Source organism: Streptomyces sp. S063 (assembly GCF_002832675.1).
GTDB lineage: Bacteria > Actinomycetota > Actinomycetes > Streptomycetales > Streptomycetaceae > Streptomyces > Streptomyces sindenensis.
Genome location: NZ_CP021707.1, coordinates 6,666,273 through 6,687,726 on the forward strand (window position 1 = coordinate 6,666,273; position 21,454 = coordinate 6,687,726).

The window sequence follows — 21,454 nt, forward strand, 5'->3', positions numbered from 1 at the left end:
GAGGCGATGCCATAGGGCACTCGCCGCGCCGGGCTCACCCCCTTCAGCGGACCGGACCCCAGGGCCTCCCTGGCCCGCGCCGCTCACGGGGCGTACGGTGTGGCGGCATGAAGATCCTCATCAGCGCCGACATGGAAGGCGCCACCGGAGTCACCTGGCCGGCCGACGTGCTGCCGGGGACCCCGCAGTGGGAGCGCTGCCGGTCGATGTTCACCTCGGACGTGAACGCCGCCGCGCTCGGCTTCTACGACGGCGGCGCCGACGAGGTCCTGGTGAACGAGGCCCACTGGTCGATGCGCAACCTGCTGCTGGAGCACATGGACGAACGCGTTCAGATGCTGACCGGCAAGCACAAGTCGCTGTCCATGGTGGAGGGCATCCAGCACGGCGACGTGGACGCGGTGGCTTTCGTCGGCTACCACACCGGGGCCGGCACCGAGGGCGTCCTCGCCCACACCTACCTCGCCAACTCCATCACCGGCGTCTGGCTGAACGGCGTACGGGCCAGCGAGGGTCTGCTCAACGCGCACGTCGCCGCCGAGTACGGGGTACCCGTCGTCCTCGTCACCGGCGACGACCTGACCTGCGTGGACGCCGAGGGGTACGCCCCCGACGCCCGGAAGGTCGCCGTGAAGGACTACGTCTCCCGGTACGCGGCGGTCTGCCGCACCCCGGCCCGTACCGCCGCCGACATCAGGGCGGCGGCGAAAGCGGCCACCGCGCTCGCGGGCCGCCGGGACCCCGTCACCGGCTCCGCGTTCACCGTGGAGCTGGAGTTCGACGCCGAGCACCTGGCGGCGGCGGCGACCGTGGTTCCCGGCGTGGCGCCGAGCGGCGAGAGGCGCGTCGCGTACACCAGCGCGACGATGTACGAAGGAATCCGCACGTTCAAGGCGGTGACGACGATCGTGTCGGCCGCCGTGGAGGAACAGTATGGCTGAGGCCCCCGACCTGCTCGGACCCGTGGACCGGCAGGCCCTCGACGAAGTGGTGGCGTTCACCTCCGGGCTGATCCGCATCGACACCACCAACCGGGGCGGCGGCGACTGCCAGGAGCGCCCGGCCGCCGAGTACGTGGCCGAACGGCTCGCGGACGCCGGGATCGAGCCGACGCTGCTGGAGCGCACCCCCGGTCGGACCAACGTGGTCGCCCGGATCCCCGGCACCGACCCCTCCGCCGACGCGCTGCTCGTCCACGGCCACCTCGACGTGGTGCCCGCCGAACCCGCCGACTGGAGCGTGCACCCCTTCTCCGGCGAGGTGCGCGACGGGGTCGTGTGGGGGAGGGGCGCCGTCGACATGAAGAACATGGACGCGATGGTCCTCTCCGTCGTCCGGGGCTGGGCCCGCGAGGGCTTCCGCCCGGCGCGCGACATCGTCATCGCCTTCACCGCCGACGAGGAGGACAGCGCCGTCGACGGCTCCGGCTTCCTCGCCGAGCGGCACGCCGACCTGTTCGAGGGCTGCACGGAGGGGATCAGCGAGTCCGGGGCCTTCACCTTCCACGCGGGCGACGGCCTCGCGCTGTACCCGATCGCGGCGGGCGAGCGCGGCACCGGCTGGCTGAAGCTGACCGCCGGGGGCCGGGCCGGGCACGGCTCCAAGGTCAACCGGGAGAACGCGGTGAGTGCGCTGGCCGCCGCCGTCGCCCGGATCGGCGAGCACGAGTGGCCCATCCGCCTCACCCCGACCGTCCGCGCCGCGATCACCGAGATCGCCGCGCTGCACGGCATCACCGCAGACCTCGACGACCCCGGCTTCGACGTCGCCCAGCTCCTCGGCAAGCTCGGCCCGGCCGCCTCCCTCGTCGAGAACACCATCCGCAACAGCAGCAACCCGACGATGCTGGACGCCGGTTACAAGGTCAACGTCATCCCCGGCCACGCCACCGCCTACGTCGACGGGCGCATGGTCCCCGGCGGCGACGAGGAGTTCCACGCCACCCTGGACCGGCTCACCGGGCCGCTCGTCGACTGGGAGTTCTACCACCGTGAGACGGCCCTGACGGCCCCGGTCGACTCCCCGACGTACGCCAAGCTGCGCGCCGCCGTCGAGCGGTTCGCCCCGGACGCGCACACCGTCCCGTACTGCATGTCGGGCGGCACCGACGCCAAGCAGTTCGCCCGCCTCGGCATCACCGGCTACGGCTTCACCCCGCTGAAGCTCCCCGTCGGCTTCGACTACCAGCGGCTCTTCCACGGTGTCGACGAGCGCGTGCCCGTCGACGCCCTCCACTTCGGGGTCCGCGTCCTCGACCACTACCTGCGCACCGCCTGACCGCCTGCCGACCGACCGTGCCCCGGGGGGACCGTCCGACGTGAAACCGCCCAACGTGAACACCGTGCCCGCGGCAGCGCCGTACGGCACCTGGCCGTCGCCGATCGACGCGGCGCTCGCCGCCTCGCACGACGGCCGGCCCGACCATCTCGGCACCGTCGGGGACGAGGTCTGGTGGACCGAGCCGCGCCCCGCCGAGGGCGGCCGCCGCGCGCTGATGCGCCGCCGCGCGGACGGCACCACCGCACCCGCGCTGCCCGCGCCCTGGAACGCCCGCAGCCGGGTGATCGAGTACGGCGGACAGCCCTGGGCCGGAACGGTGCGCGAGGACGGTGAACTCCTCGTGGTGTTCGTCCACTTCACCGACCAGCGGCTGTACGCCTACGCCCCCGACGGGCCGGACGGGCCCTGGCCGCTCACCCCTCTCTCCGAGGTCGGCGGCGGGCTGCGCTGGGTGGACCCGCAGGTACGCCCGGAGCAGGGAGCGGCGGGCGAAGTCTGGTGCGTGCTGGAGGAGTTCACCGGCCCCGCCTCCACCGACGTACGACGGGTCGTCGCCGCCGTACCGCTGGACGGCTCGGCGGCCGACGACCGGACGGCGGTCCGTGAACTCTCCGACGGACGGCACCGTTTCGTCACCGGCCCCAAGGTCTCCCACGACGGGCGGCGGGCCGCCTGGATCGCCTGGGACCACCCGGCGATGCCCTGGGACGGCACGGTGGTCATGCTGGCCGACATCACCGAAGCGGGTGAACTCACCGGTATCCGGCCCCTCGTCGGGAATCTCGACGAATCGGTCTGCCAGGTGGAGTGGGACCGCGACGGCAGCCTCCTGTTCGTCACCGACCTCTCCGGCTGGTGGGAGCTCCAGCGGATCCGCCCCGACGCCGTCGCCGGCGGTGCGGTCCCCAGCAGCCGCCTGCTGCCGCCCCGGGGCGAGGAGTTCGGCGGGCCGCTCTGGAAGATCGGGCTGCGCTGGTTCCATCCGCTGGACAACGGGCTGATCGCCGTCCTGCACGGCAAGGGCGACCACCGCCTCGGCATCCTCGATCCGGAGACCGGCGAACTCGCCGACGCCCCGGGCCCCTGGACCGCCTGGTCCGACACGCTCACCGTGCACGGCAGCCGGGTCGTCGGCGTCGCGGCGAGCCCCCGCAGCGCCCCCGAGGTCGTCGAGCTGGACACCACGACCGGACGCACCCGCACCATCGGCGCACCCCACCGGGACGCGGTCGACCCCGCGTACTATCCGGTCCCCGAGCAGCGCACCTTCACCGGCCCCGACGGCCGGGAGATCCACGCCCACATCTACCCGCCGCACCACCCCGAACACACCGGTCCCGAGGGTGAGAAGCCCCCGTACGTCGTCTGGGCGCACGGCGGTCCCACCGGCCACTCCCCGCTCGTCCTCGACCTGGAGATCGCCTATTTCACCTCGCGCGGCATCGGCGTCGCCGAGGTGAACTACGGCGGCTCCACCGGCTACGGACGCGCCTACCGCGAACGGCTGCGCGGCGCGTGGGGGCTGGTCGACGTGGCGGACTGCGCGGCCGTCGCCTCGGCCCTGGTGGAGGAGGGCGCGGCCGACCCGGAACGGCTCGCGATCCGGGGCGGCAGCGCGGGCGGCTGGACCACCGCCGCCTCGCTGACCAGCACCGACCTCTACGCCTGCGGAACGATCCTCTACCCGATCCTGGACCTGGAAGGGTGGGCCACCGACGAGACCCACGACTTCGAATCGCGTTACCTGGAGTCCCTCGTCGGCCCGTTCGCCGAGGTGCCCGAGCGGTACCGGGAACGCTCCCCGATGAACCGCACCGAGCGGCTCAGCACCCCGTTCCTGCTGCTCCAGGGGCTCGACGACGTGATCTGCCCGCCCGCCCAGAGCGAGCGGTTCCTCGCCGCCGTGGCCGACCGGGGCATCCCCCACGCCTATATCGCCTTCGCGGGGGAGAGCCACGGATTCCGGCGCGTGGAGACGTTGGTCCGCGCCTTGGAGGCTGAACTCTCCCTCTACGCGCAGACGTTCGGCATCGACCGGGCCGACGTACCGCCCCTGGGGCTGACCACGTGACCCGCCGGGACGACGCCTCGGCCACCCCGCTCGCCCGGCCTGCCCGGCTGCGTCCCGGCTCCCGGGTCGCCGTCGTCGCGCCCAGCGGACCGGTCCCCGCCGACCGGCTGGAGGAAGGCCTCGCCGTCCTGCGCGACTGGGGCCTCGAACCCGTGGTGGGACCCCATGTCCGCTCCACCCACCCGGAGTTGGACTACCTCGCGGGGGCGGACGCGGACCGGGCCGCGGATCTTCGGGCCGCGTGGTGCGACCCGTCCGTGGAGGCCGTGCTCTGCGCCCGGGGCGGCTACGGCGCACACCGGATGGTCGACCTGGTCGACTGGGCGGCGATCCGGGCCGCGGGGCCCAAGGTGTTCGTCGGCTACAGCGACATCACCGTGCTGCACGAGGCGTTCGCCCTGCGGGCCGGGTTCGCCACCCTGCACGGACCGATGGTCGCCACCGAGACGTTCCTCAAGGACGCGCCGACCCGCGAGCACCTGCGCGCCACGCTCTTCGAACCGGAGACCGTGCGCACCCTCGGCCTCGCCTCGGCCGGGACCCTGGTCCCCGGCCGGGCCGAGGGCGTCCTGTACGGCGGGTGCGTCAGCCTGCTCGCCGCCGACACCGGCACCCCGGGCGGCCGGACCCACGCCCGCGGCGGCCTGCTGGTGATCGAGGACACCGGGGAGGAGCCCTACCGGCTCGACGGCATCCTCACCCGGCTCCTGCGCTCCGGGGCCCTGGCCGGGGTGGCCGGGGTGGCCTGCGGTTCCTTGCAGGAGTGCGGGCCGTACGAGAAGATCCGCGCCGTGCTCGCCGACCGGCTCGGCCCCCTGGGCATACCCGTGGTCGAGGAGCTGGGATTCGGCCACGGAGCGACCGCGCTGACGATCCCCCTGGGGCTGCCCGCGGTGCTCGACGCCCCGGCGGACGGCGGGCGTTGCGCGCTCACCGTTCAGGTGCCCGCCCTTCTCTGAGCTCCTCGGCCTCTTTGCGATCCGCGCCCGCACCGCCTTCTGTGCGGGCGCGAACGTGTGTGCTTTCGCGCGGGGAACGTGAACATCCGTCAAGAACCGCTGTCCGATGCGTTGACACGGCTATGACCTGTGTCACAGCATGAGCGTGACCCAATACTTACCGGTCGGTAAGGTGCCCTCGGTGTGGAGGTCTTCGTGTCAGGTGCTGTTTCCAGAGTGCGCGGCCCGCTCGTCGCGGTCGCCGGGGCGGCCCTCGTCGTCCCCCTTGTCCTCGCCGGCCCGGCCCGGGCCGACGCCGCCCCGTACACCGTCACCCCGCTGACGTTCACCGTCGACGCGGGCGACCGCACCTGCACGGTGGACGCCGATCTCTACCGGCCCGCCGGGGCCGACGCCGACAACCCCGCCCCCGCCGTCCTCGCCACCAACGGCTTCGGCGGCAGCAAGTCCGACGGCTCCACCGACGCCATCGGCAAGGCCTTCGCCGAACGCGGCTACGTCGGGCTCGTCTACTCGGGCCTCGGCTTCGGCGGGTCCGGCTGCCTGATCACCCTCGACGACCCCGCCGTCGACGGCCAGGCCGCGAGTGAACTCCTGGACTTCCTCGGGGGAGTTCGCGCAGCCGACGACGGGACGCGGGCCGACTTCGTCACCCGGGACGCCGACGGCGACCCGCGCGTCGGCATGATCGGCGGCTCCTACGGCGGCGCGATCCAGCTGGCGACCGCCGCCGTCGACCCCCGCGTCGACGCCCTCGTCCCGCTGATCACCTGGAACGACCTCGCCTACGCGCTCGCCCCCAACAACACCGGGGCGCGCACCGGCGTCACCTCCGACACCCCCGGCGTCTTCAAGTGGCAGTGGGCCAACGGCTTCTACCTGATCGGCGAAGGGCAGCCGCTCCTCAACCCGAGCCTGGACCCCTCCCGGATCAACCGGCTGGACTGCCTGCACTTCGCCACCCGCGCCTGCGAAACCATCCGGCTGCTCAACTCCGGCCGCTACCCCACGGACAAGGCGAAGGAGATGCTCGCGTACGCGCGCAGCGTCTCGCCCGTCTCCTACCTCGACCGGGTCAAGGCCCCCACCCTCATCGTCCAGGGCCAGGCCGACAGCCTCTTCAACCTCAACGAGGCCACCGCCACCTACCGGACGCTCAAGGCGCAGGGCACCGAGACCAAGATGATCTGGCAGTCCTGGGGGCACAGCGGCGGCCAGGTCCCCGGCGAACTCGACCTGAGCCAGGGCAATCTGGAGACGAGCCACGTCGGACAGCGAGTGCTGGCCTGGTTCGACCGCTACCTCCACAAGAACACCGGCGCCGACACCGGACCCGCCTTCTCCTACTACCGCGACTGGCAGAGCGGCTACGGTACGGCAGCCGACGTCCCCGCCCTCTCGCAGTCCCTCTACCTCTCCGGCGACGGCAAGCTCGTCGACAACCGGGCCAAGGTCGCGCGCGGCAGCCGCCAGTACACCAACTGGCTCGTGCCCACCAGCCACTCCGAGAGCTCCATCGCCCCGCTGATCGGACTGCCCGACCCGAAGCCGTACGACACAAAGGGCACCTACCTCGGCTGGCGCAGCGAACCTCTCACCGCCCCCCTCGACGTCGTCGGTGCGCCGAAGGCCACCCTCAAGGTCGGCTCGCCGAAGGCGGAGCGGGTCCAGCACAGCGGCGACGCCTCCGACAAACTCGTCCTGTTCGCCAAGGTCTACGACGTCGCCCCCGACGGCAGCCGGAAGCTGGTCAACCGGCTCGTCTCCCCGGTCCGTGTCCCCGACGTCACCCGGCCCTTCACCGTCGAGCTGCCCGGCATCGTCCACCGGTACGAGAAGGGGCACCGCCTGGAGTTCGTGATCGCCGCCGGCGACACCGCGTACTTCGGCAACCGGGGCATCAAGCCCGTCACCGTCCGGCACGCCCCCGAGGACACCGGCGTACTGGAGCTCCCGGTGGTCCCGGCGGGCTGACCTCTGGCCCCACCCGTTCACCCGAACGGTCCAACAGCACCGCCCTCCGGCACCGGCATCCGCTCATGCTGGGACCCCGGGGGCGCCTCCGTGCACGACGGCGGGCCGGATCGGGCGAGGAACGAGCGAAAGGGCCGGACCCATGAGCCCCAAGGACGTATCGAGCGACAGCGGGCGCGCCCAGGGGTGGCTCACTCCCGGGCGCATCGCGGTCGGCGTGCTGGTCGTGCTCGTCATCGTGTTCATCTGCGTGAACACCGACGACGTCACCATCCGGGTGCTCATCCCCGAGGTGACGATGCCACTGTGGTCCGCGCTGGCGGCCATGTTCCTCATCGGGCTCGGCTGCGGCGGCTATCTCTTCCGCCGCCGGGGAAAGTGACGACGGGCTCACGACCGTTGCGGCCTCCGCACGTTGTCGGCGAAACCGCTGGAGGGGTCTGCGCCGCCGCGGCGAGGATGATCCTCGGGCGTACGATCGTGGTCCACGACGCCCCGTCCGACCTCCGACTGCGGCCCCGGAGGGAAGAGCACCGCACCCCGGGCGGCCGGGCGGACGGGCGGTTGGTTCAGACGGTGACGTTGCGGTCCACGTACTCGAAGACCGAGCCGTCCGGGTGCAGCGCGATCAGGTTGCGGCCCGCCGGGGTCGGCACCGGTCCCGCGATCACTCGCGCGCCCGCCCGGGTCAGCGCCTCGTTCGCCTCGTCGACGTCCTTGACGGCGATGGTCGCCCCCACCTTGCGCAGCACCTCCAGCTCCGACTCCGGCCCGCTCATCAACAGGAAGCAGCCGATCGCGGCCACCGACACCCCACCGCGCTCGAAGCGCAGGGCCGACGTGCCCGTCAGCCCCTCGTAGAAGGCCACCGCGGCCTCCAGGTCGTCGACGCAGATACGCAGCGTGGTTCCCAGGATCTCCATGGGTACGAGGGTAGTTGGCGGCCGCGACCGGTGTGATCGATTCCGGGCGGGCCGGAGCCCCGCTTCACCTCACACCCGGCACAGCACCTCACCGTGCGGGACCATGAACCAGCCGTCGCCCTCCTCACCCCAGGAGCGCCACGCCCCGGAGATCTCCGTGAGCTGCCCGGCGCTCGCATGACCGCCCGCCACCGCCAGCTCGGCGTAGACCGAGTCCGTCGTACGGTCCGCCCACAGGCCGCTCCACCAGGCGCGGCTCTCCGGGGTGGCGAAACACCAGGCGGCCGCGGTCGGGGTGATGTCGGTGAACCCGGCCCGCCGCGCCCAGGAGAGGAGGCGGCGACCGGCGTCGGGCTCGCCGCCGTTGCCGCGGGCCACCCGCCCGTACACGTCCAGCCATGTGGCGAGGCCCGGCGTCTCCGGATACCACGTCATCGCCGCGTAGTCGCTGTCCCGGGCGGCGACCACGCCGCCGGGCCGGCAGACCCGCCGCATCTCGCGCAGCGCCTGGACCGGATCGCTCACATGCTGGAGCACCTGATGGGCGTGGACGACGTCGAAGGAGTCGTCGGGAAACTCCAGGGCGTGCACATCGGCCACGGCGAACTCAACGTTCTCCAGGCCCCGTTCGTCCGCCACCGCGGCGGCCTGGCCCAGAATGTCGGTGGCGGCGTCCACCGCGGTGACCCGGCCCGGCGCGACCAGCGCGGCCAGGTCGGCGGTGATGGTCCCGGGCCCGCAGCCGACGTCCAGCACGGCCAGCCCGGGGCGCAGTTCGTCGAGGAGATAGGCGGCCGAGTTGGCGGCGGTCCGCCAGCGGTGCGAGCGCAGGACCGACTCGTGGTGGCCGTGCGTGTACACGGCGGTGTCCCTGACGGTGTCCTTCGGCATGACGTAACGCCCTCTCCCTCTCCCGGAAGCCCCGCGCCGACGGGCGCGGCGACGGAACCACCGTACGCCGCGATGTCGGATGGTGAGATGGGCGTCTTGCTATACGGACATCGTTGGTCCTGTCGCCTGTCGCCTGTCGCCTGTCGCCTGTCGCCTGTCGCCTGTCGCCTGTCGCCTGTCGCCTGTCGCCTGTCGCCTGTCGCCCGTCTGCCGCGTGCCCGGCGTGTGTCAGACGGGCATCGGGCAGTAGACCGTCAGCGCTTCCGGCAGCTTGTCGATCAACAGCTCCGTTCCGGAGTGGGCCACTTCGCCGTCGTACGCGTAGGGAGTCCCCGGCGCGAGTCCGCCGATCCGCACCTGGCGCCTCCGTACGGCCGCATGGGCGGGGGAGCGGGTCAGCGGTCCCGCCACCGCCGCCGCCAGCAGGCGCAGGGCGGGCCCCCGGCCGCCGTGGACGACCCGGACGTCCAACAGGCCGTCCGCCAGGTTGTGGCGGCGGCCCGGGTTGGGGCCGACGCGCCGGAAGAGCCCGTTGCCGACGAAGACCAGCCACAACCGTCGCCTGCGGCCCTGGAATTCGGCCTCCAGGGGGCGTTGCCCGCGTAGCACGTGGACTGCCGCGAGCACACCCGCCGGCCAGCCGCCGATGCGCGGCGACCAGTGTTCCCGGGTACGCACCAGGTCCGGATAGACGCCGAGGGAGAAGGCGTTGAGGAAATAGCCGTCGGCTCCGTCCGCGCCCGTGGGCCCCGGCCGGAAGCGGCCGAGATCCACCCGGATGGCGTCGCCCGCCGAGAGGGCGGTGGCAGTGTCGTGGACGGTCTCGATGCCCAGGTCGTACGCGAAGTGGTTGAGCGTGCCGCCGGGGAAGACCGCCAGGGGCATCCCGTGCGTCGCGGCCACGGAGGCCGCGAGGTTCACCGTGCCGTCGCCCCCGCAGACGCCCAGCGCCCGGCCCTGGCCGGCCGCCTCGGCGAAGGCCGTCGGCAGATCGGCGGGTGCGACCTCCATGACCGTCGCCATCGGCAGCGCCTCGCGCACCAGCGACGCGGTCGCGGTGGCCGTCCCGGATTCCCGGTTCACCACCACGACGAGATCCTTGCCCGCGGGCAGCGCCGGGGCCTCTCCGGGCGGCCGGCCGGGCGCTGGCAGCTGGCCCCGGGTCGGCACGACCCCGCGCAGGGCGAACGCGGCTCCGATGCCGAGCGCCGCGCCCGCGAGCACATCGCTCGGGTAGTGCACGCCGGTGTAGACGCGGGAGGCCGCCACAGCCGCCGCGACCGGGGCCAGGACCGCGCCCCAGCCCTTGGACTCCAGGGCCACCCCGGTGGCGAAGGCGGCCGCCGACGCGGCGTGGCCCGAGGGGAAGGAGGTGGTGACCGGCTGCCGCTTGAGCTGCCGCACCACCGGCACCAGGTCCGCTATCGGCCGCTCGCGGCGCACCGCCCCCTTGCCGACCGTGTTGATCGCCGCCGACGCCACGGCGAGGGACGCCACCCCGCGCAGCGCCGCCCGCCGTGAACGCGCGCTGCCCCCGAGGGCCGCGATCCCGGCCGCCGCCCCGAACCAGAGCAGCCCGTGGTTGGCGCTCCGGCTCAGCCGAGGCAGCAGCGGATCGGCACCCGGCCAGTGCCGGTCCGCGACGCTCCGGAAGACGGCCAGGTCGCGTCCCTGCAGCCAGCCGCGCAGCCGGGCGACGGCGGGGGCGGTGGAGGCGGTGGGTGAGGTTCTCCGTGTGGACATGGGTCAGCGAATACCCCTCCGGGCCGCGATGAACCAGCAGGCGCGCTGAGACCCCGCCCACGCGCCACCACCGAGCGGGGAAAGGCCGACGCGGCGACTGCCCGCGGCGCGGGTGTGCGCCTGGGCGCGGGACTGGGCGGGCGGACGGCCCGGAACCTCCGTATAAAGAAGCCAGAGGCCAACTGCCGGGGCCTCGGGCACCCGGGCTCCGGGCACGGGGCGGGCGAGTCCGGCCGGGCGGGACGCGAAGGCTCGAAGACGCGGCGCGACGAGCGGCGGAGGAGGCGCGGATGGCGGGAACCGAGGACACCGGCCCGGCGGGGGAGCGGGCCGATCAGCCGGGCGATCGGGACGCCCGCGCCCAGGGGGACCAGGTGCGTCGGCCAGGCCACCCGATCGCCCGTGCGCACGGGGATCAGGCCCGTCGGTCGGGGGAGCAGGCTGCCCGCGCCCAAGGTGACCGGGCTGCCCGTGCTCAGGAGGACCAGCCTCGCCGGCCCCGCCCCTTGGCCGCCCCTCCGCACGAGGACCACGGCCCCGTCCGGTACGGGCCGCCCGCCCCCGACCCCGGCCTGCCCGTCCTGCCCGAGCTGGCCGCCGTCCTCGCCGCCGCCTCCGCCCGGACCCGCCCCGAACCGCCCGGCGGCGGGCCGGTCCTGCGGGAGGCGGCCCGTGGTTACTGGGACCGGCGCGGGCTGCACGGCACGGCGGGCGGGATCGCCGCCGCCCCCGGAGCCCAGCCGCTCCTGCTCGCCCTCATCGGCGCCCACGGCGGCGACGTCCTCATGCCGCGCCCCTGCCCCGCCGCCTGGATGCCGCAGGCCCGACTGCTCGGCCACCCCGCCTACCACGTGCCCTCCCCGGCCGAATGCGGCGGCGTCCCCGACCCGTACGCGCTGCTGGAGACCGTCCGCCGGGTCCGGGCGGAGGGCGGCCGGCCGAAACTGCTGCTCCTGTCCGTCGTGGACGACCCCACCGCCACCGTCGCCCTGCCCGAGCTGGTCCGCGAGGCCTGCGAGGCGGCCGTCGACGAGGGGCTGCACATCATCAGCGACGAGACCTGGCGCGACACCGTGCACCGCCCGCGCGACACCGTCCTGCTCAGCCCGGCCGAGATGTGCCCGGACGACGTCACGGTGATCACCGACCTGTCCGGAGCGCTCCTGCCGGCCGCCTGGCCGGCCGCCGTCGCCCGCTTCCCCGACACCGCCCGCGCCGCCGTCCGGCACGCCCGCACCCTGGACATCCTCACCGCACTCGGCGCCCTCGTGGCCGGCCCGGTCGCCCATGCCGCCGCCCACGCCCTGGGCGAGCCCGACTCCGTACGCGACCGGATCCGGCGGGCCGCGGCGCTCCATACCGACGTCGCCGCGGCCGCCCACCGCGCGGTCCTCGGCTCCGGGGCGCTGGCCCGTCCCCCGCATGCGGGCTGTCACCTCTACGCCGACCTCGGCCCGCTCCGCTCCCGGCTGGCGGAGCTGGGCGTCACGGACTCCATGGAGCTGGAGGAGTACCTCACCGACCGGCTCGGCGCGCCGGCCCCGGGCGGCCACCGGTTCGGGGACGAGCTGGGCGCCCTGCGCGTACGGCTGGGCACCGGTCCGCTGCTGGGGGCCACACCGCAGCAGCGGCAGGAGTCCCTCGCCGCGGCGAAGCCCCTGGAGCTCGCGCATGTGGCACGGGCCCTGGACGGCTTCGCGGCGGTCTTCGCCGACCTGCGCTGAGCAGGCTGCGGACCACGGCTGCCGGGTACGGCCGACGAGCCTGGCTACGGCTACGGCTACGGCTACGGCTACGGCTACGGCTACGGGGACGCGGGGCCGAACCGCTCCCGCAGCCCGCGCCACACCGCCGGCGCCCCGCTGATCAGCAGCGTCAGGGCGACCGCCGCGACCACCCCCTGCCACGGCTCCGGGAACAGCGAACCGCCCAGGATCCCGATCAGCTGGTACGTCGCCGCCCAGGCCAGACACGCCGGAACATCGCCCCGGGCGAACTGCCGCAGCGGCATCCGGCCCAGCAGACACGCCAGCATCACCGGGATCCGCCCGGCCGGTACCAGCCGGGACAGCACCAGCACCGTTCCGCCGTGCTCCGCCAGCTTCTCCTGCGCCTGGGCCAGCCGCTCCGGCGCGGCCCGGCGGGTTATCGCCTCCAGCCACTTCGACCCGTTCTTCGACCGCACCCCGCGCTGTCCCAGCCAGTACAGACAGATGTCCCCGAGGAACGCGGCGGCCGAAGCCACCAGGAACACGAAGAGCAGGGCGAGCGGTGACGTCTGGTGGAGGGCCACCACCGCCGCCGAACTGACCAGCGCCCCCGTCGGCACGACAGGCACCAAGGACCCCAGCGCCACCAGGGCGAACAGCGTCGGATAGCCGACCGCCTGCTGGGTCGACTCGGTGGGCAGCTCCCGCACCACCTGCTGGATCTCCTGGATCACCGGCCGGCCTCCGGCCTGACCCGCTCGCCGTGCCCCAGCAGATGCACGGCCACCTCCGGCGCCCGCTTCGCCGCGTGCCGTACGAACTCGTCACCCGGTGCGTGGAACTCGTGCGGGCGCACCGCGTCCATGCCGATCGGCCAGTACGTCCCGTAGTGCACCGGCACCGCCGACCGGGGCGCGAGCCGGGTCAGCGCCTCGGCGGCCCGGGCCGGGTCCAGATGGCTGTGCCCCAGACAGGGCCCCCAGCCCCCCACCGGCAGCAGTGCCACGTCCACCGGCCCCACCGCGTCGGCCATCGCGTCGAAGAGCCCGGTGTCCCCGGCGAAGTACGTCCGCGCCTCGCCCTCGACGACATAGCCGAGCGCGGGCGACCGGTGCGGCCCGACCGGCAGCCGTCGCCCGTCGTGCAGCGCGGGGACCGCCCGCACCCGCACCTCGCCGATCCGCACCGTGTCGCCCGGCCGCACCTCGGTGACGTGCAGCTGCCGCACCCGTCGCAGCATCCGCAGCCCCGGCACGGCCGCCACCGCGCCGCTCGGCACGATCAGCCTGCTGCCGGGAGCCAGCCGGGCCAGCGACGGCAGATGCAGATGGTCGGAGTGCAGATGGGAGACCAGCACCACCTCGGCCACCGCGGCCTCCGGAGGCGGCACCTCGCCCCGGCGGCGGCGCAGATGCGCGAAGCGCCGTACGAAGAGGGGGTCGGTCAGCACCCGCACCCCCGAATCCTCGATCGTGCAGGTGGCATGACCCCACCAAGTGACCTCCACCGGCACGTCCGCCCTCCTCGCTCGATACCCGGACGATCCTCGTCCGGTCCCCGGGACGATCCCCGGGCCGGTCCACGTCCGATCCGCGCGGCCCGTGACCGGGTGCGCTGCCGGTACGAGCCTATGCGCCCCCCGTACCGCCGCGCCGTGCCGTGGGTCTGTCGCCGCAGCCGCTGACCGGGAGCGACGCTGTGAAAAGCTGAAGGGCGGGCCCCGGACCCACCGGGCCCGGGAGCGGGAGGGCGTGAGGTGGACCGGCGTGGGTGACGGGAAGTGGCGTACGACGGGCAGGGCCCTCATGCGGGTGATCGCGGTCTGGGCGGTGTCCACCCTCACCATGCTCGTACTGGCCGGCGCCCTGCCCGACTTCCGGCTCCAGTCCGCCGACGGCGACACGATCACCAGGACGGCGTTCACCGCGGCCTGGGGCGCGGGCGCGTTCGGGCTGCTCTCCGCCCTGGTGTGGCCCGTCCTCGTCCGGTCCCTGCTCGTCGTGCCCGCCCTGGTCCTCGGCGCCCTGGTCTTCTTCCTCAACGGTTCGCTGCTGCTGCTCGCGCTGCGCCTGATCCCGGACGGCCGCGGCGACGCCGCGCCGGAGACCGCGGTCGTCGTCGCCGCGGTGATGTCCGCCGTCGCCTCCGCGACCTCCACCGCCCTCGCCGTCCGCGACGACGAGGCCTACCGCCGACGGCTGTCCCGGCTCGCCGACCGGCGACGCAGACGCGGCAGATCCCCGGGCCCGGCCGAACCCGGCCGCGACGGACCGCCCGGCACGGTCTTCCTCCAGCTCGACGGCGTCGGCCACGACGTCCTGGTCAAGGCGGCGGCCGCCGGGCTCATGCCGACCGTCGCCGGGTGGCTGGCCGACTCCTCCGGACACCGCCTCACCCCGTGGCGTACCGACTGGTCCAGCCAGACCGGCGCCAGCCAGCTCGCCATCCTGCACGGCAGCAACCACGACGTGCCCGCGTTCCGCTGGTACGAGAAGGAGACCCGCACCGTCATGGTCTCCAGCCGCCCCGCGAGCGCCCTCGAAATGCAACGGCGGGCCATCCGGCGCACCCACGACGGGGGCCTCCTCACCGTCGACGGGGCGAGCCGGGGCAACCTCTTCAGCGGCGGCGCCGGACAGCTCGCCCTGGTGCTCTCCATGGCCGCCCGGCGCGGCAAGGGCCGCCGTTCCCGCGCGGGATACTTCGCCTACTTCTCCGACCCGGCCAACGCCACCCGGACCGCCCTCTCCTTCGTCGCCGAGGTGTTCCGGGAGATCGGCCAGTCGACCCGGGCCCGCGCCCGTAAGGTCACCCCACGGGTCAAGCGCGGCGGGCTCTACCCCTTCATCCGCGCCTTCGCCACCGTCGTGGAGCGCGATGTGGTCGTCGCCGCCGTCCTCGGCGACATGTTCGCCGGACGCACCGCTGTCTACGCCGACCTCGTCGCCTACGACGAGGTCGCCCACCACTCGGGGCCCCACAGCCGCGACGCCGAGAAGGTCCTCGTACGCCTCGACCGCTCTCTCGCCCTGATCGCCAAGATCGCCGACCACACCCCGCGCGCCTACCGGATCGTGCTCCTCTCCGACCACGGCCAGAGCCCCGGCGAGACCTTCGCGGGGAAGTACGGGCTCACGCTCAAGGACCTCGTCCGGGCGGGCTGCGGGCTGCCCGTGCCCCGCCGCGCCCAGCGCACCGGCAGCGCCTCCGAGGCCCGCGACGCGGTGCGGATCGCGCTGCACCGCCCCGTCGAGGGGCAGCAGGACGAGCACCCGGCCAAGCTCTCCGACCCGATCGTGCTGGCCTCCGGCAACCTCGGGCTGATCTCCCTCCCCGACATCGAGGGACGCGCCACCCGCGAACAGATCGAGCGCCGTCACCCGGCCCTGCTCTCCACGCTCGCCAACCACCCGGGGATCGGCTTCCTCCTGGTCGGCGGGGATGACGGCTCCGTGGTGCTCGGGCCCGGCGGCGAGGAGGTCCCCGTCGCCGAACTGGCGGACGGCAAGGGCCCGCTCGCCCGCTTCGACGCCGGGGCTGCCGACGCCGTACGCCGCACGGACACCTTCCCGCACGTCGCCGACGTCATGGTCAACTCCATGTACGACCCCGACACCGGCACCGTGCACGCCTTCGAGGAGCAGATCGGCTCGCACGGCGGCCTCGGCGGCGAACAGTCCCGGCCGTTCCTGCTCTGGCCGCGCGGTCTCACGGACCCGCTCGACATCGTGGCCGCCGAGACCGCGGAGGGCACGCCCCCGCCCCCGGGCGGCGGTCTGGTGGGCGCCGAGGCGGTCCACCGGGTGCTCACCCGCTGGCTCCAGGAATCCTCGGGGCCCCAGGTCCCGGTGCGCGCGAAGGGCTTCGCGGGGGCCGAGCTTGCGGACGAGCCGTTGCCGGCGGACACTCCGGTTTCGGCGAAGCCCCCCGCGCCGACGGAGGCTCCGGTGCCGGACGGGCCGGGAACGACGGTCTGACCGACAGCTCACGCTTCTCAGGGCTTGCGCCCCCGCTCTCAGAGGGCCCCCGCTCTCCGAAGGCCCCCGCTCTCTGCAGGTCTTCGCCCTCCCGCGGTCCCGCGGCTCAGGCCGACTGCCGCCGTACCAGCGCCGGCGGGAAAAGCACCGAGGGGGAGGGGCCGCCCGGCCGGCCGATCTGCTTCAGCAGCAGCCGGGCCATCTCCGCCGCCATCTCCTCCACCGGCTGCCGGACCGTGGTCAGCGGCGGATCGCAGGCCGCGGCGGCGCTGCTGTCGTCGAAGCCGACCACCGCGACGTCGGACGGCACATCGCGACCGGCCCGGAGCAGCACCGGCAGGGCCCCCAGCGCCATCAGGTCGGAGGCGATGAACACCCCGTCCAGGTCCGGGCGGTCCGCCAGCAGCCGACGCATCGCCGCCGCCCCGCCCAGATGGGTGAAGTCCCCCTCGGCGCAGGCCACATCCTCGATGCCATGGGCGGCGCAGGCCTCCAGGAAACCGGTCAGCCGGACCTGCCCCGCGGGCATGTCCTGCGGTCCGGTGATCGTGCCGATGCGGCGCCGCCCCTCCGCGGCGAGGTGATCGGCCGCCAGCCGCGCCCCGGCGTGCTGGTCCACCTCCACATAGGCCAGCGGTGACGGCTTGTGCGGACGGCCCGCGAGGACGGCGGGCATCCGGGTCTCCTGGAGGAGCCCGGGCAGCGGGTCGTCGGCGTGCGTCGTGATCAGCACGACCCCGTCGACATGGCCGTGCCGGAGATAGGAGAGCAGCTGGGTCCGGGACGCCTCGTCGTCGGCCAGCATCACGACCATCTGGATCCCCGCCGGGCGCAGCACCTCCAGCAGTCCGCTGACGACCCGTCCGAAGTACGGGTCGGAGAACATGCGGCCGACGAACGGCTCGGACATCGGCCGCCGTTCACGCTCGGAGACCACCAGGGCCACCGAGTCGGTCCGCCGGGTCACCAGCGAACGCGCGGCCCGGTTGGGCACGTAGCCGGTGGTCGCCACCGCCTGCTCGACGACGGAGCGCAGGGCGGGGTCCACCGTGGTCGCCCCGTTGATCACCCGGGACACCGTCGCCCGTGACACACCGGCCACGGCCGCCACGTCCTCCAGGGTCGTGGCGCGTACGGGCTGCGGCACTTCGGCTGTCATGCAGCCCTTTATACCCGCAGGCAGGTCGCCCCGTTGAGCCGAGGCCCGGCCCCGTGCCCGGCAGCCGTTCCGTTCGGCGAGTGCCGCCTCCAGGTCCCTTACCGTCACCGCGCCGACGGGTCTCCTCGCGTTCTCGTGTCCACGTCTTCTCGTACGGGGAGGGGGAGGGCGTCCGCCCCGGAGCCGCCGTTCACCGGGCAGGCCATGTGCTCCTGTGATCGGGGGAGTCGAGGTCCGTCGGTTCACGGAGTCCTGCGAGGGCCGAAACGGGGCGGGAAGGCGATCGGGGCCATTGTCAGTGGCGGCCGGAAGAATGGTGGTCATGACGAACTCAGCTGCTGTGCTCGCCGATGCCGCCGCCTATGCCGCCGCGGTGGAAGAGGCCTCCGTCGCCGCCGCCGCGTACTACGCCACGGGCGAGAGCGGGTTGGACGACGACGCCTACGACCGGCTGGCGCGCGGCATAGCCGCGTACGAGGCGGACCACCCGGAGGAGGTGCTCGCCGCCTCGCCGACGGGCAAGGTCGCGGGCGGGGTCGCGGTCGGCGATGTGCCGCACACGGTTCCCATGCTCTCCCTGGACAATGTGTTCTCGGCCGAGCAGTTCGCGACCTGGACCGCCTCGCTGGAGCGGCGCATCGGCAGACCGGTGACCGCGTGGAGCGTCGAGCCGAAGCTCGACGGCCTGGCGGTCGCCGCGCGCTATCGCGACGGCCGGTTCGAGCGCCTCATCACCCGGGGCGACGGCACGGCGGGCGAGGACGTCTCGCACGCGGCGGGAGCCGTCGTCGGACTGCCGGAGCGGCTGGCCGAGCCGGTCACCATCGAGGTGCGCGGCGAGATCCTCATGACGAACGACCAGTTCGAGCAGGGCAACGCGATCCGCACGGAACACGGCGGCGCCCCCTTCGCCAACCCGCGCAACGGGGCGGCGGGCACTCTGCGCGCCAAGGACCGCGCCTACCGGGTGGAGACGACCTTCTTCGCCTACGGCGCGCTGCCGTTGCCCGATTCCGGGGAGCTCGGTGAGACCCTCGCCGAGCTGCCCCACAGCGAGGTCCTGTCGTACGTCGCCCGCCTCGGCGTGCACACGGCGGCGGGCACGGACGTGGCGCCGGTCCTGGCCGCCACGGTCGAGGAGGTCCAGGCGCGGGTGGACGCCATAGGTTCCCTGCGCGCCGCGCTGCCGTTCGGCATCGACGGGATCGTGATCAAGGCCGACCTGGCGGCCGACCAGCGCGAGGCGGGCTCCGGCACCCGCGCTCCCCGCTGGGCCATCGCCTACAAGCTGCCCGCCGTCGAGAAGATCACCCGCCTGGTGTCCGTCGAGTGGAACGTCGGACGCACGGGCATCATCGCGCCGCGTGCCGTCCTGGAGCCCGTGGAGATCGACGGTTCCACCGTCGGTTACGCCACCCTGCACAACCCCGCCGACATCACCCGCCGTGACCTGCGGCTGGGCGACCAGGTCATGGTCTACAAGGCGGGCGACATCATCCCGCGCATCGAGGCCCCCGTCGTCCACCTGCGCACCGGCGACGAGACGCCCATCGACTTCCCCGAGAGCTGCCCGCAGTGCGGCTCCGCCATCGACACGAGCGAACAGCGCTGGCGCTGCACCCGGGCCGCAACTGCCGCCTCGTCGCCTCCGTCTCGTACGCGGCGGGCCGCGACCAGCTCGACATCGAGGGCCTCGGCGCCACGCGGGTCGTCCAGCTCGTCGACGCCGGTCTCGTCGAGGACTTCGCCGACCTGTTCACCCTGGAGCGCGAGCAGTTGCTCGCCCTCGACCGGATGGGCGAGACCTCCACGGACAACCTCCTGGCGGCCATCGAGACCGCCCGCACCCGGCCGCTCTCCCGGGTCTTCTGCGCCTTGGGCGTACGGGGCACGGGGCGCTCCATGTCACGCCGTATCGCCCGGTACTTCGCCACCATGGACCGGATCGTCGCCGCCGACGTGGAGACGCTCCAGCGGGTGGACGGCATCGGCAAGGAGAAGGCCGCCTCGGTCGTCGCCGAGCTGGTGGAGCTGGCACCGCTGATCGACAAGCTCGTCGTGGCCGGGGTGACCATGACCGAGCCGGGCGCCACCCCGCCCCCGGAGCCCGGGGCGGAGGAGGAGGCAGCCGCGGCCGGGGCGGACACGGAGGCCGGGGGCGACGGGGGCACCGGTCCCACGCTGCCCCTGGCGGGGATGACCGTGGTGGTGACGGGCGCGATGTCCGGAGCGCTGGAGAAGCTGTCGCGCAACCAGATGAACGAGCTGATCGAGCGGGCGGGCGGCAAGTCGTCCTCCAGCGTCTCCCGGCGCACCAGCCTGCTGGTCGCCGGTGAGAAGGCCGGGTCCAAGCGCACCAAGGCGGAGGACCTGGGGATCCGGATCGCGGTGCCGGAGGAGTTCGCTGAGCTGGTCGGCGCGTTCCTGGCGCCGGGGGAGGACGGCTGAGCCGCCGACTGCCGCTCACGGTGTGTCGGCGCGCCTGTGAATCAGCGAGGAAGTGGCGTTCCACCACCCCGTATTGCATAGTGAGGGATCGGTCGTGCCTCACTATCACTGGGCCGACGGGTGCGTGGGCGGCGGAGACGGCCGGCCGGGGGTGAGGGACGATGCGTTCTGTGTACGACGGACAGCGACCGGGTCGCGCCGTCCCCCCGTGGTCCGGAGCCGCCCGGAACGTTCCGGCCCTGAGTGCCGCTGTCCCCGCCCCGCCCCGTCGTGCTCCTGCTCCGGCTGTCCCGTCTGTCCCGACTTCCGCTCCGAGCGTCCCGATCACTTCCGCAACCGGCGATCGGCGAGGGCCGTTCCGCCCGGGGGCGGGCCCATGGGGGAAGGGCCCCGGACCGCTTCGTGACGGAAGCGGTGCCGGGGCGTCCGGGGCGGAGCGCCCCGGGGACTCCCGGGAGGGTCTCCGGACGCGTCACCCGCACCAGCAGCGGGAGCAGCACCAGCACCGGAGTGCGGGGAACGGCGTCCCGGCCGCGCGGGGACTGGCACTGGACCTCGGCAGCTCCCGCACCCGGGCCTGGGTGCCCGGCCGGGGTCTGCTCCTCGGCCCGTTCCCGGGCTCCGGCTCGCACGGGGGCGACGAGCGACCGGTCCGGCGTGGGCGCATCGTCGACCCCGAGTCCTGCGGCCGGCTGCTCGGCCGGATCGCCGACGCGGCGCTCGGCCCCGACCGCAGCGACAGCGTGATCGTGCTCAGCCACCCGGTGCTCGCCGGCGCCGCACACCGCACCGCCGCGCGCGCCCTGCTCGCGGGGCTCGGGACGACGCGCGTCGTGGTCCTCAGCAGCGCCCGTGCCGCCGCCGCGTACGCGGGACCGAGGGAAGCGGGCCCCATTCTCGTCGTCGACATGGGAGCCGAACTGACCGAGGTCACCCTCCTCGTCGGCGGCCTGGTCGCCGACGCCCGGCAGGCCGAGAACGGACTCGACGACCTCGACGGCCTCGACCCGGCGACGCTCCCGAGCGTCCTCGGCCGTGCAGTGCTGGACATGATCACGTCGATGTGGCGGCACGACCGGCACGGCGCGATCCGGGGCGCCCTGCGCAAGGGCCCCGTGCTCGCGGGCGGCGGCGCGCTGCGGACCGACGTCACCGATCACCTCGCCCGCTGCCTCGGCACCCGGGTGCGCCTGGCCGACGACCCGTCCACCACGGTCGTCCGTGGCGCCGGGCAGATCCTCAGCTCCGTGCTCCGCCACCGTCCGACGCCGCCCGAGCGATCCGGCCGCCCGAGGTGACCCCGTACCCGGGGCGGCCCCG

15 protein-coding genes and 1 pseudogene are annotated in these 21,454 nt (G+C 74.0%); 10 read left to right on the forward strand and 6 right to left on the reverse strand.

The window, feature by feature from the left end; translation table 11 throughout:
* Nucleotides 1–107 precede the first annotated feature (107 nt).
* The 6 genes from CCZ36_RS30320 (at nucleotide 108) to CCZ36_RS30345 (ending at nucleotide 7,666) form a co-directional block, all read left to right on the forward strand.
* Nucleotides 108–941: a M55 family metallopeptidase gene (locus CCZ36_RS30320; protein ID WP_069737211.1), complete on the forward strand. Its 834-nt coding sequence runs from the start codon at nucleotides 108–110 to the stop codon at nucleotides 939–941.
* Nucleotides 934–2,277 (forward strand): M20/M25/M40 family metallo-hydrolase, encoded by a 1,344-nt coding sequence (locus tag CCZ36_RS30325; protein ID WP_128819012.1) that lies wholly within the window; start codon nucleotides 934–936, stop codon nucleotides 2,275–2,277. Before CCZ36_RS30320 ends, CCZ36_RS30325 begins: the two co-directional genes overlap by 8 nt.
* 55 nt (nucleotides 2,278–2,332) lie before the next feature.
* Entirely contained in the window at nucleotides 2,333–4,351 is a 2,019-nt protein-coding gene (locus tag CCZ36_RS30330; RefSeq protein WP_128819013.1) for a S9 family peptidase, read from the forward strand.
* On the forward strand, nucleotides 4,348–5,310 hold the full coding sequence (locus tag CCZ36_RS30335) for a S66 peptidase family protein (protein WP_128819014.1): 963 nt from the start codon (nucleotides 4,348–4,350) through the stop codon (nucleotides 5,308–5,310). The genes CCZ36_RS30330 and CCZ36_RS30335 overlap by 4 nt, the downstream gene beginning before the upstream one ends.
* Nucleotides 5,311–5,526: 216 nt before the next feature.
* Nucleotides 5,527–7,284 (forward strand): CocE/NonD family hydrolase, encoded by a 1,758-nt coding sequence (locus CCZ36_RS30340; RefSeq protein WP_069737207.1) that lies wholly within the window; start codon nucleotides 5,527–5,529, stop codon nucleotides 7,282–7,284.
* A gap of 142 nt (nucleotides 7,285–7,426) precedes the next feature.
* Nucleotides 7,427–7,666, forward strand: coding sequence for a LapA family protein (locus CCZ36_RS30345; RefSeq protein WP_069737206.1), 240 nt, complete (start codon nucleotides 7,427–7,429; stop codon nucleotides 7,664–7,666).
* Between the two features lie 187 nt (nucleotides 7,667–7,853).
* Here CCZ36_RS30345 and CCZ36_RS30350 read toward each other — a convergent pair whose 3' ends face one another.
* The 3 genes from CCZ36_RS30350 to CCZ36_RS30360 form a co-directional block, all read right to left on the reverse strand.
* Complete coding sequence (locus tag CCZ36_RS30350; protein ID WP_003965046.1) at nucleotides 7,854–8,207, reverse strand: VOC family protein; 354 nt, start codon at nucleotides 8,205–8,207, stop codon at nucleotides 7,854–7,856.
* Nucleotides 8,208–8,276: 69 nt separating this feature from the next.
* Complete coding sequence (locus CCZ36_RS30355) at nucleotides 8,277–9,098, reverse strand: methyltransferase domain-containing protein (RefSeq protein ID WP_128819015.1); 822 nt, start codon at nucleotides 9,096–9,098, stop codon at nucleotides 8,277–8,279.
* 228 nt (nucleotides 9,099–9,326) lie between these two features.
* Entirely contained in the window at nucleotides 9,327–10,841 is a 1,515-nt protein-coding gene (locus tag CCZ36_RS30360; RefSeq protein WP_128819016.1) for a bifunctional phosphatase PAP2/diacylglycerol kinase family protein, read from the reverse strand.
* A gap of 290 nt (nucleotides 10,842–11,131) precedes the next feature.
* On the opposite strand from CCZ36_RS30360, the gene CCZ36_RS30365 reads away from it, so the two are divergent.
* Nucleotides 11,132–12,565 (forward strand): aminotransferase class I/II-fold pyridoxal phosphate-dependent enzyme, encoded by a 1,434-nt coding sequence (locus CCZ36_RS30365; protein WP_237302764.1) that lies wholly within the window; start codon nucleotides 11,132–11,134, stop codon nucleotides 12,563–12,565.
* 80 nt (nucleotides 12,566–12,645) lie between these two features.
* On the opposite strand, the gene CCZ36_RS30375 is transcribed toward CCZ36_RS30365, so the two are convergent.
* Together CCZ36_RS30375 and CCZ36_RS30380 are read right to left on the reverse strand one after the other, a co-directional pair.
* Complete coding sequence (locus tag CCZ36_RS30375; protein WP_069742223.1) at nucleotides 12,646–13,284, reverse strand: DedA family protein; 639 nt, start codon at nucleotides 13,282–13,284, stop codon at nucleotides 12,646–12,648.
* Nucleotides 13,281–14,063, reverse strand: coding sequence for an MBL fold metallo-hydrolase (locus tag CCZ36_RS30380; RefSeq protein WP_234427745.1), 783 nt, complete (start codon nucleotides 14,061–14,063; stop codon nucleotides 13,281–13,283). Before CCZ36_RS30380 ends, CCZ36_RS30375 begins: the two co-directional genes overlap by 4 nt.
* Nucleotides 14,064–14,316: 253 nt before the next feature.
* Here CCZ36_RS30380 and CCZ36_RS30385 point away from each other — a divergent pair, with 253 nt between their 5' ends.
* Nucleotides 14,317–16,527 carry a phage holin family protein gene (locus CCZ36_RS30385; protein WP_069737199.1) on the forward strand — a complete coding sequence of 737 codons (2,211 nt, stop codon included), beginning with the start codon at nucleotides 14,317–14,319 and terminating at the stop codon, nucleotides 16,525–16,527.
* A 106-nt stretch (nucleotides 16,528–16,633) separates the two neighbouring features.
* On the opposite strand, the gene CCZ36_RS30390 is transcribed toward CCZ36_RS30385, so the two are convergent.
* Complete coding sequence (locus CCZ36_RS30390) at nucleotides 16,634–17,686, reverse strand: LacI family DNA-binding transcriptional regulator (protein ID WP_069742225.1); 1,053 nt, start codon at nucleotides 17,684–17,686, stop codon at nucleotides 16,634–16,636.
* Nucleotides 17,687–17,999: 313 nt separating this feature from the next.
* Between CCZ36_RS30390 and ligA the strand changes: the two are divergent.
* Together ligA and CCZ36_RS30400 are read left to right on the forward strand one after the other, a co-directional pair.
* A pseudogene (gene ligA, locus CCZ36_RS30395) lies at nucleotides 18,000–20,134 on the forward strand (NAD-dependent DNA ligase LigA).
* Between the two features lie 581 nt (nucleotides 20,135–20,715).
* The gene (locus CCZ36_RS30400; protein WP_128819017.1) at nucleotides 20,716–21,432 is read left to right on the forward strand and encodes a rod shape-determining protein; all 717 of its coding nucleotides are present in this window, start codon (nucleotides 20,716–20,718) and stop codon (nucleotides 21,430–21,432) included.
* The last annotated feature ends 22 nt before the right edge of the window (nucleotides 21,433–21,454 follow it).

Coding starts and splice junctions, on each gene's coding strand:
- CCZ36_RS30355 (WP_128819015.1), bottom strand. CDS start 9,098: ATGCCGAAGGACACCGTCAGGGACACCGCCGTGTACACGCACGGCCAC.
- CCZ36_RS30320 (WP_069737211.1), top strand. CDS start 108: ATGAAGATCCTCATCAGCGCCGACATGGAAGGCGCCACCGGAGTCACC.
- CCZ36_RS30345 (WP_069737206.1), top strand. CDS start 7,427: ATGAGCCCCAAGGACGTATCGAGCGACAGCGGGCGCGCCCAGGGGTGG.
- CCZ36_RS30365 (WP_237302764.1), top strand. CDS start 11,132: ATGGCGGGAACCGAGGACACCGGCCCGGCGGGGGAGCGGGCCGATCAG.
- CCZ36_RS30390 (WP_069742225.1), bottom strand. CDS start 17,686: ATGACAGCCGAAGTGCCGCAGCCCGTACGCGCCACGACCCTGGAGGAC.
- CCZ36_RS30360 (WP_128819016.1), bottom strand. CDS start 10,841: ATGTCCACACGGAGAACCTCACCCACCGCCTCCACCGCCCCCGCCGTC.
- CCZ36_RS30325 (WP_128819012.1), top strand. CDS start 934: ATGGCTGAGGCCCCCGACCTGCTCGGACCCGTGGACCGGCAGGCCCTC.
- CCZ36_RS30350 (WP_003965046.1), bottom strand. CDS start 8,207: ATGGAGATCCTGGGAACCACGCTGCGTATCTGCGTCGACGACCTGGAG.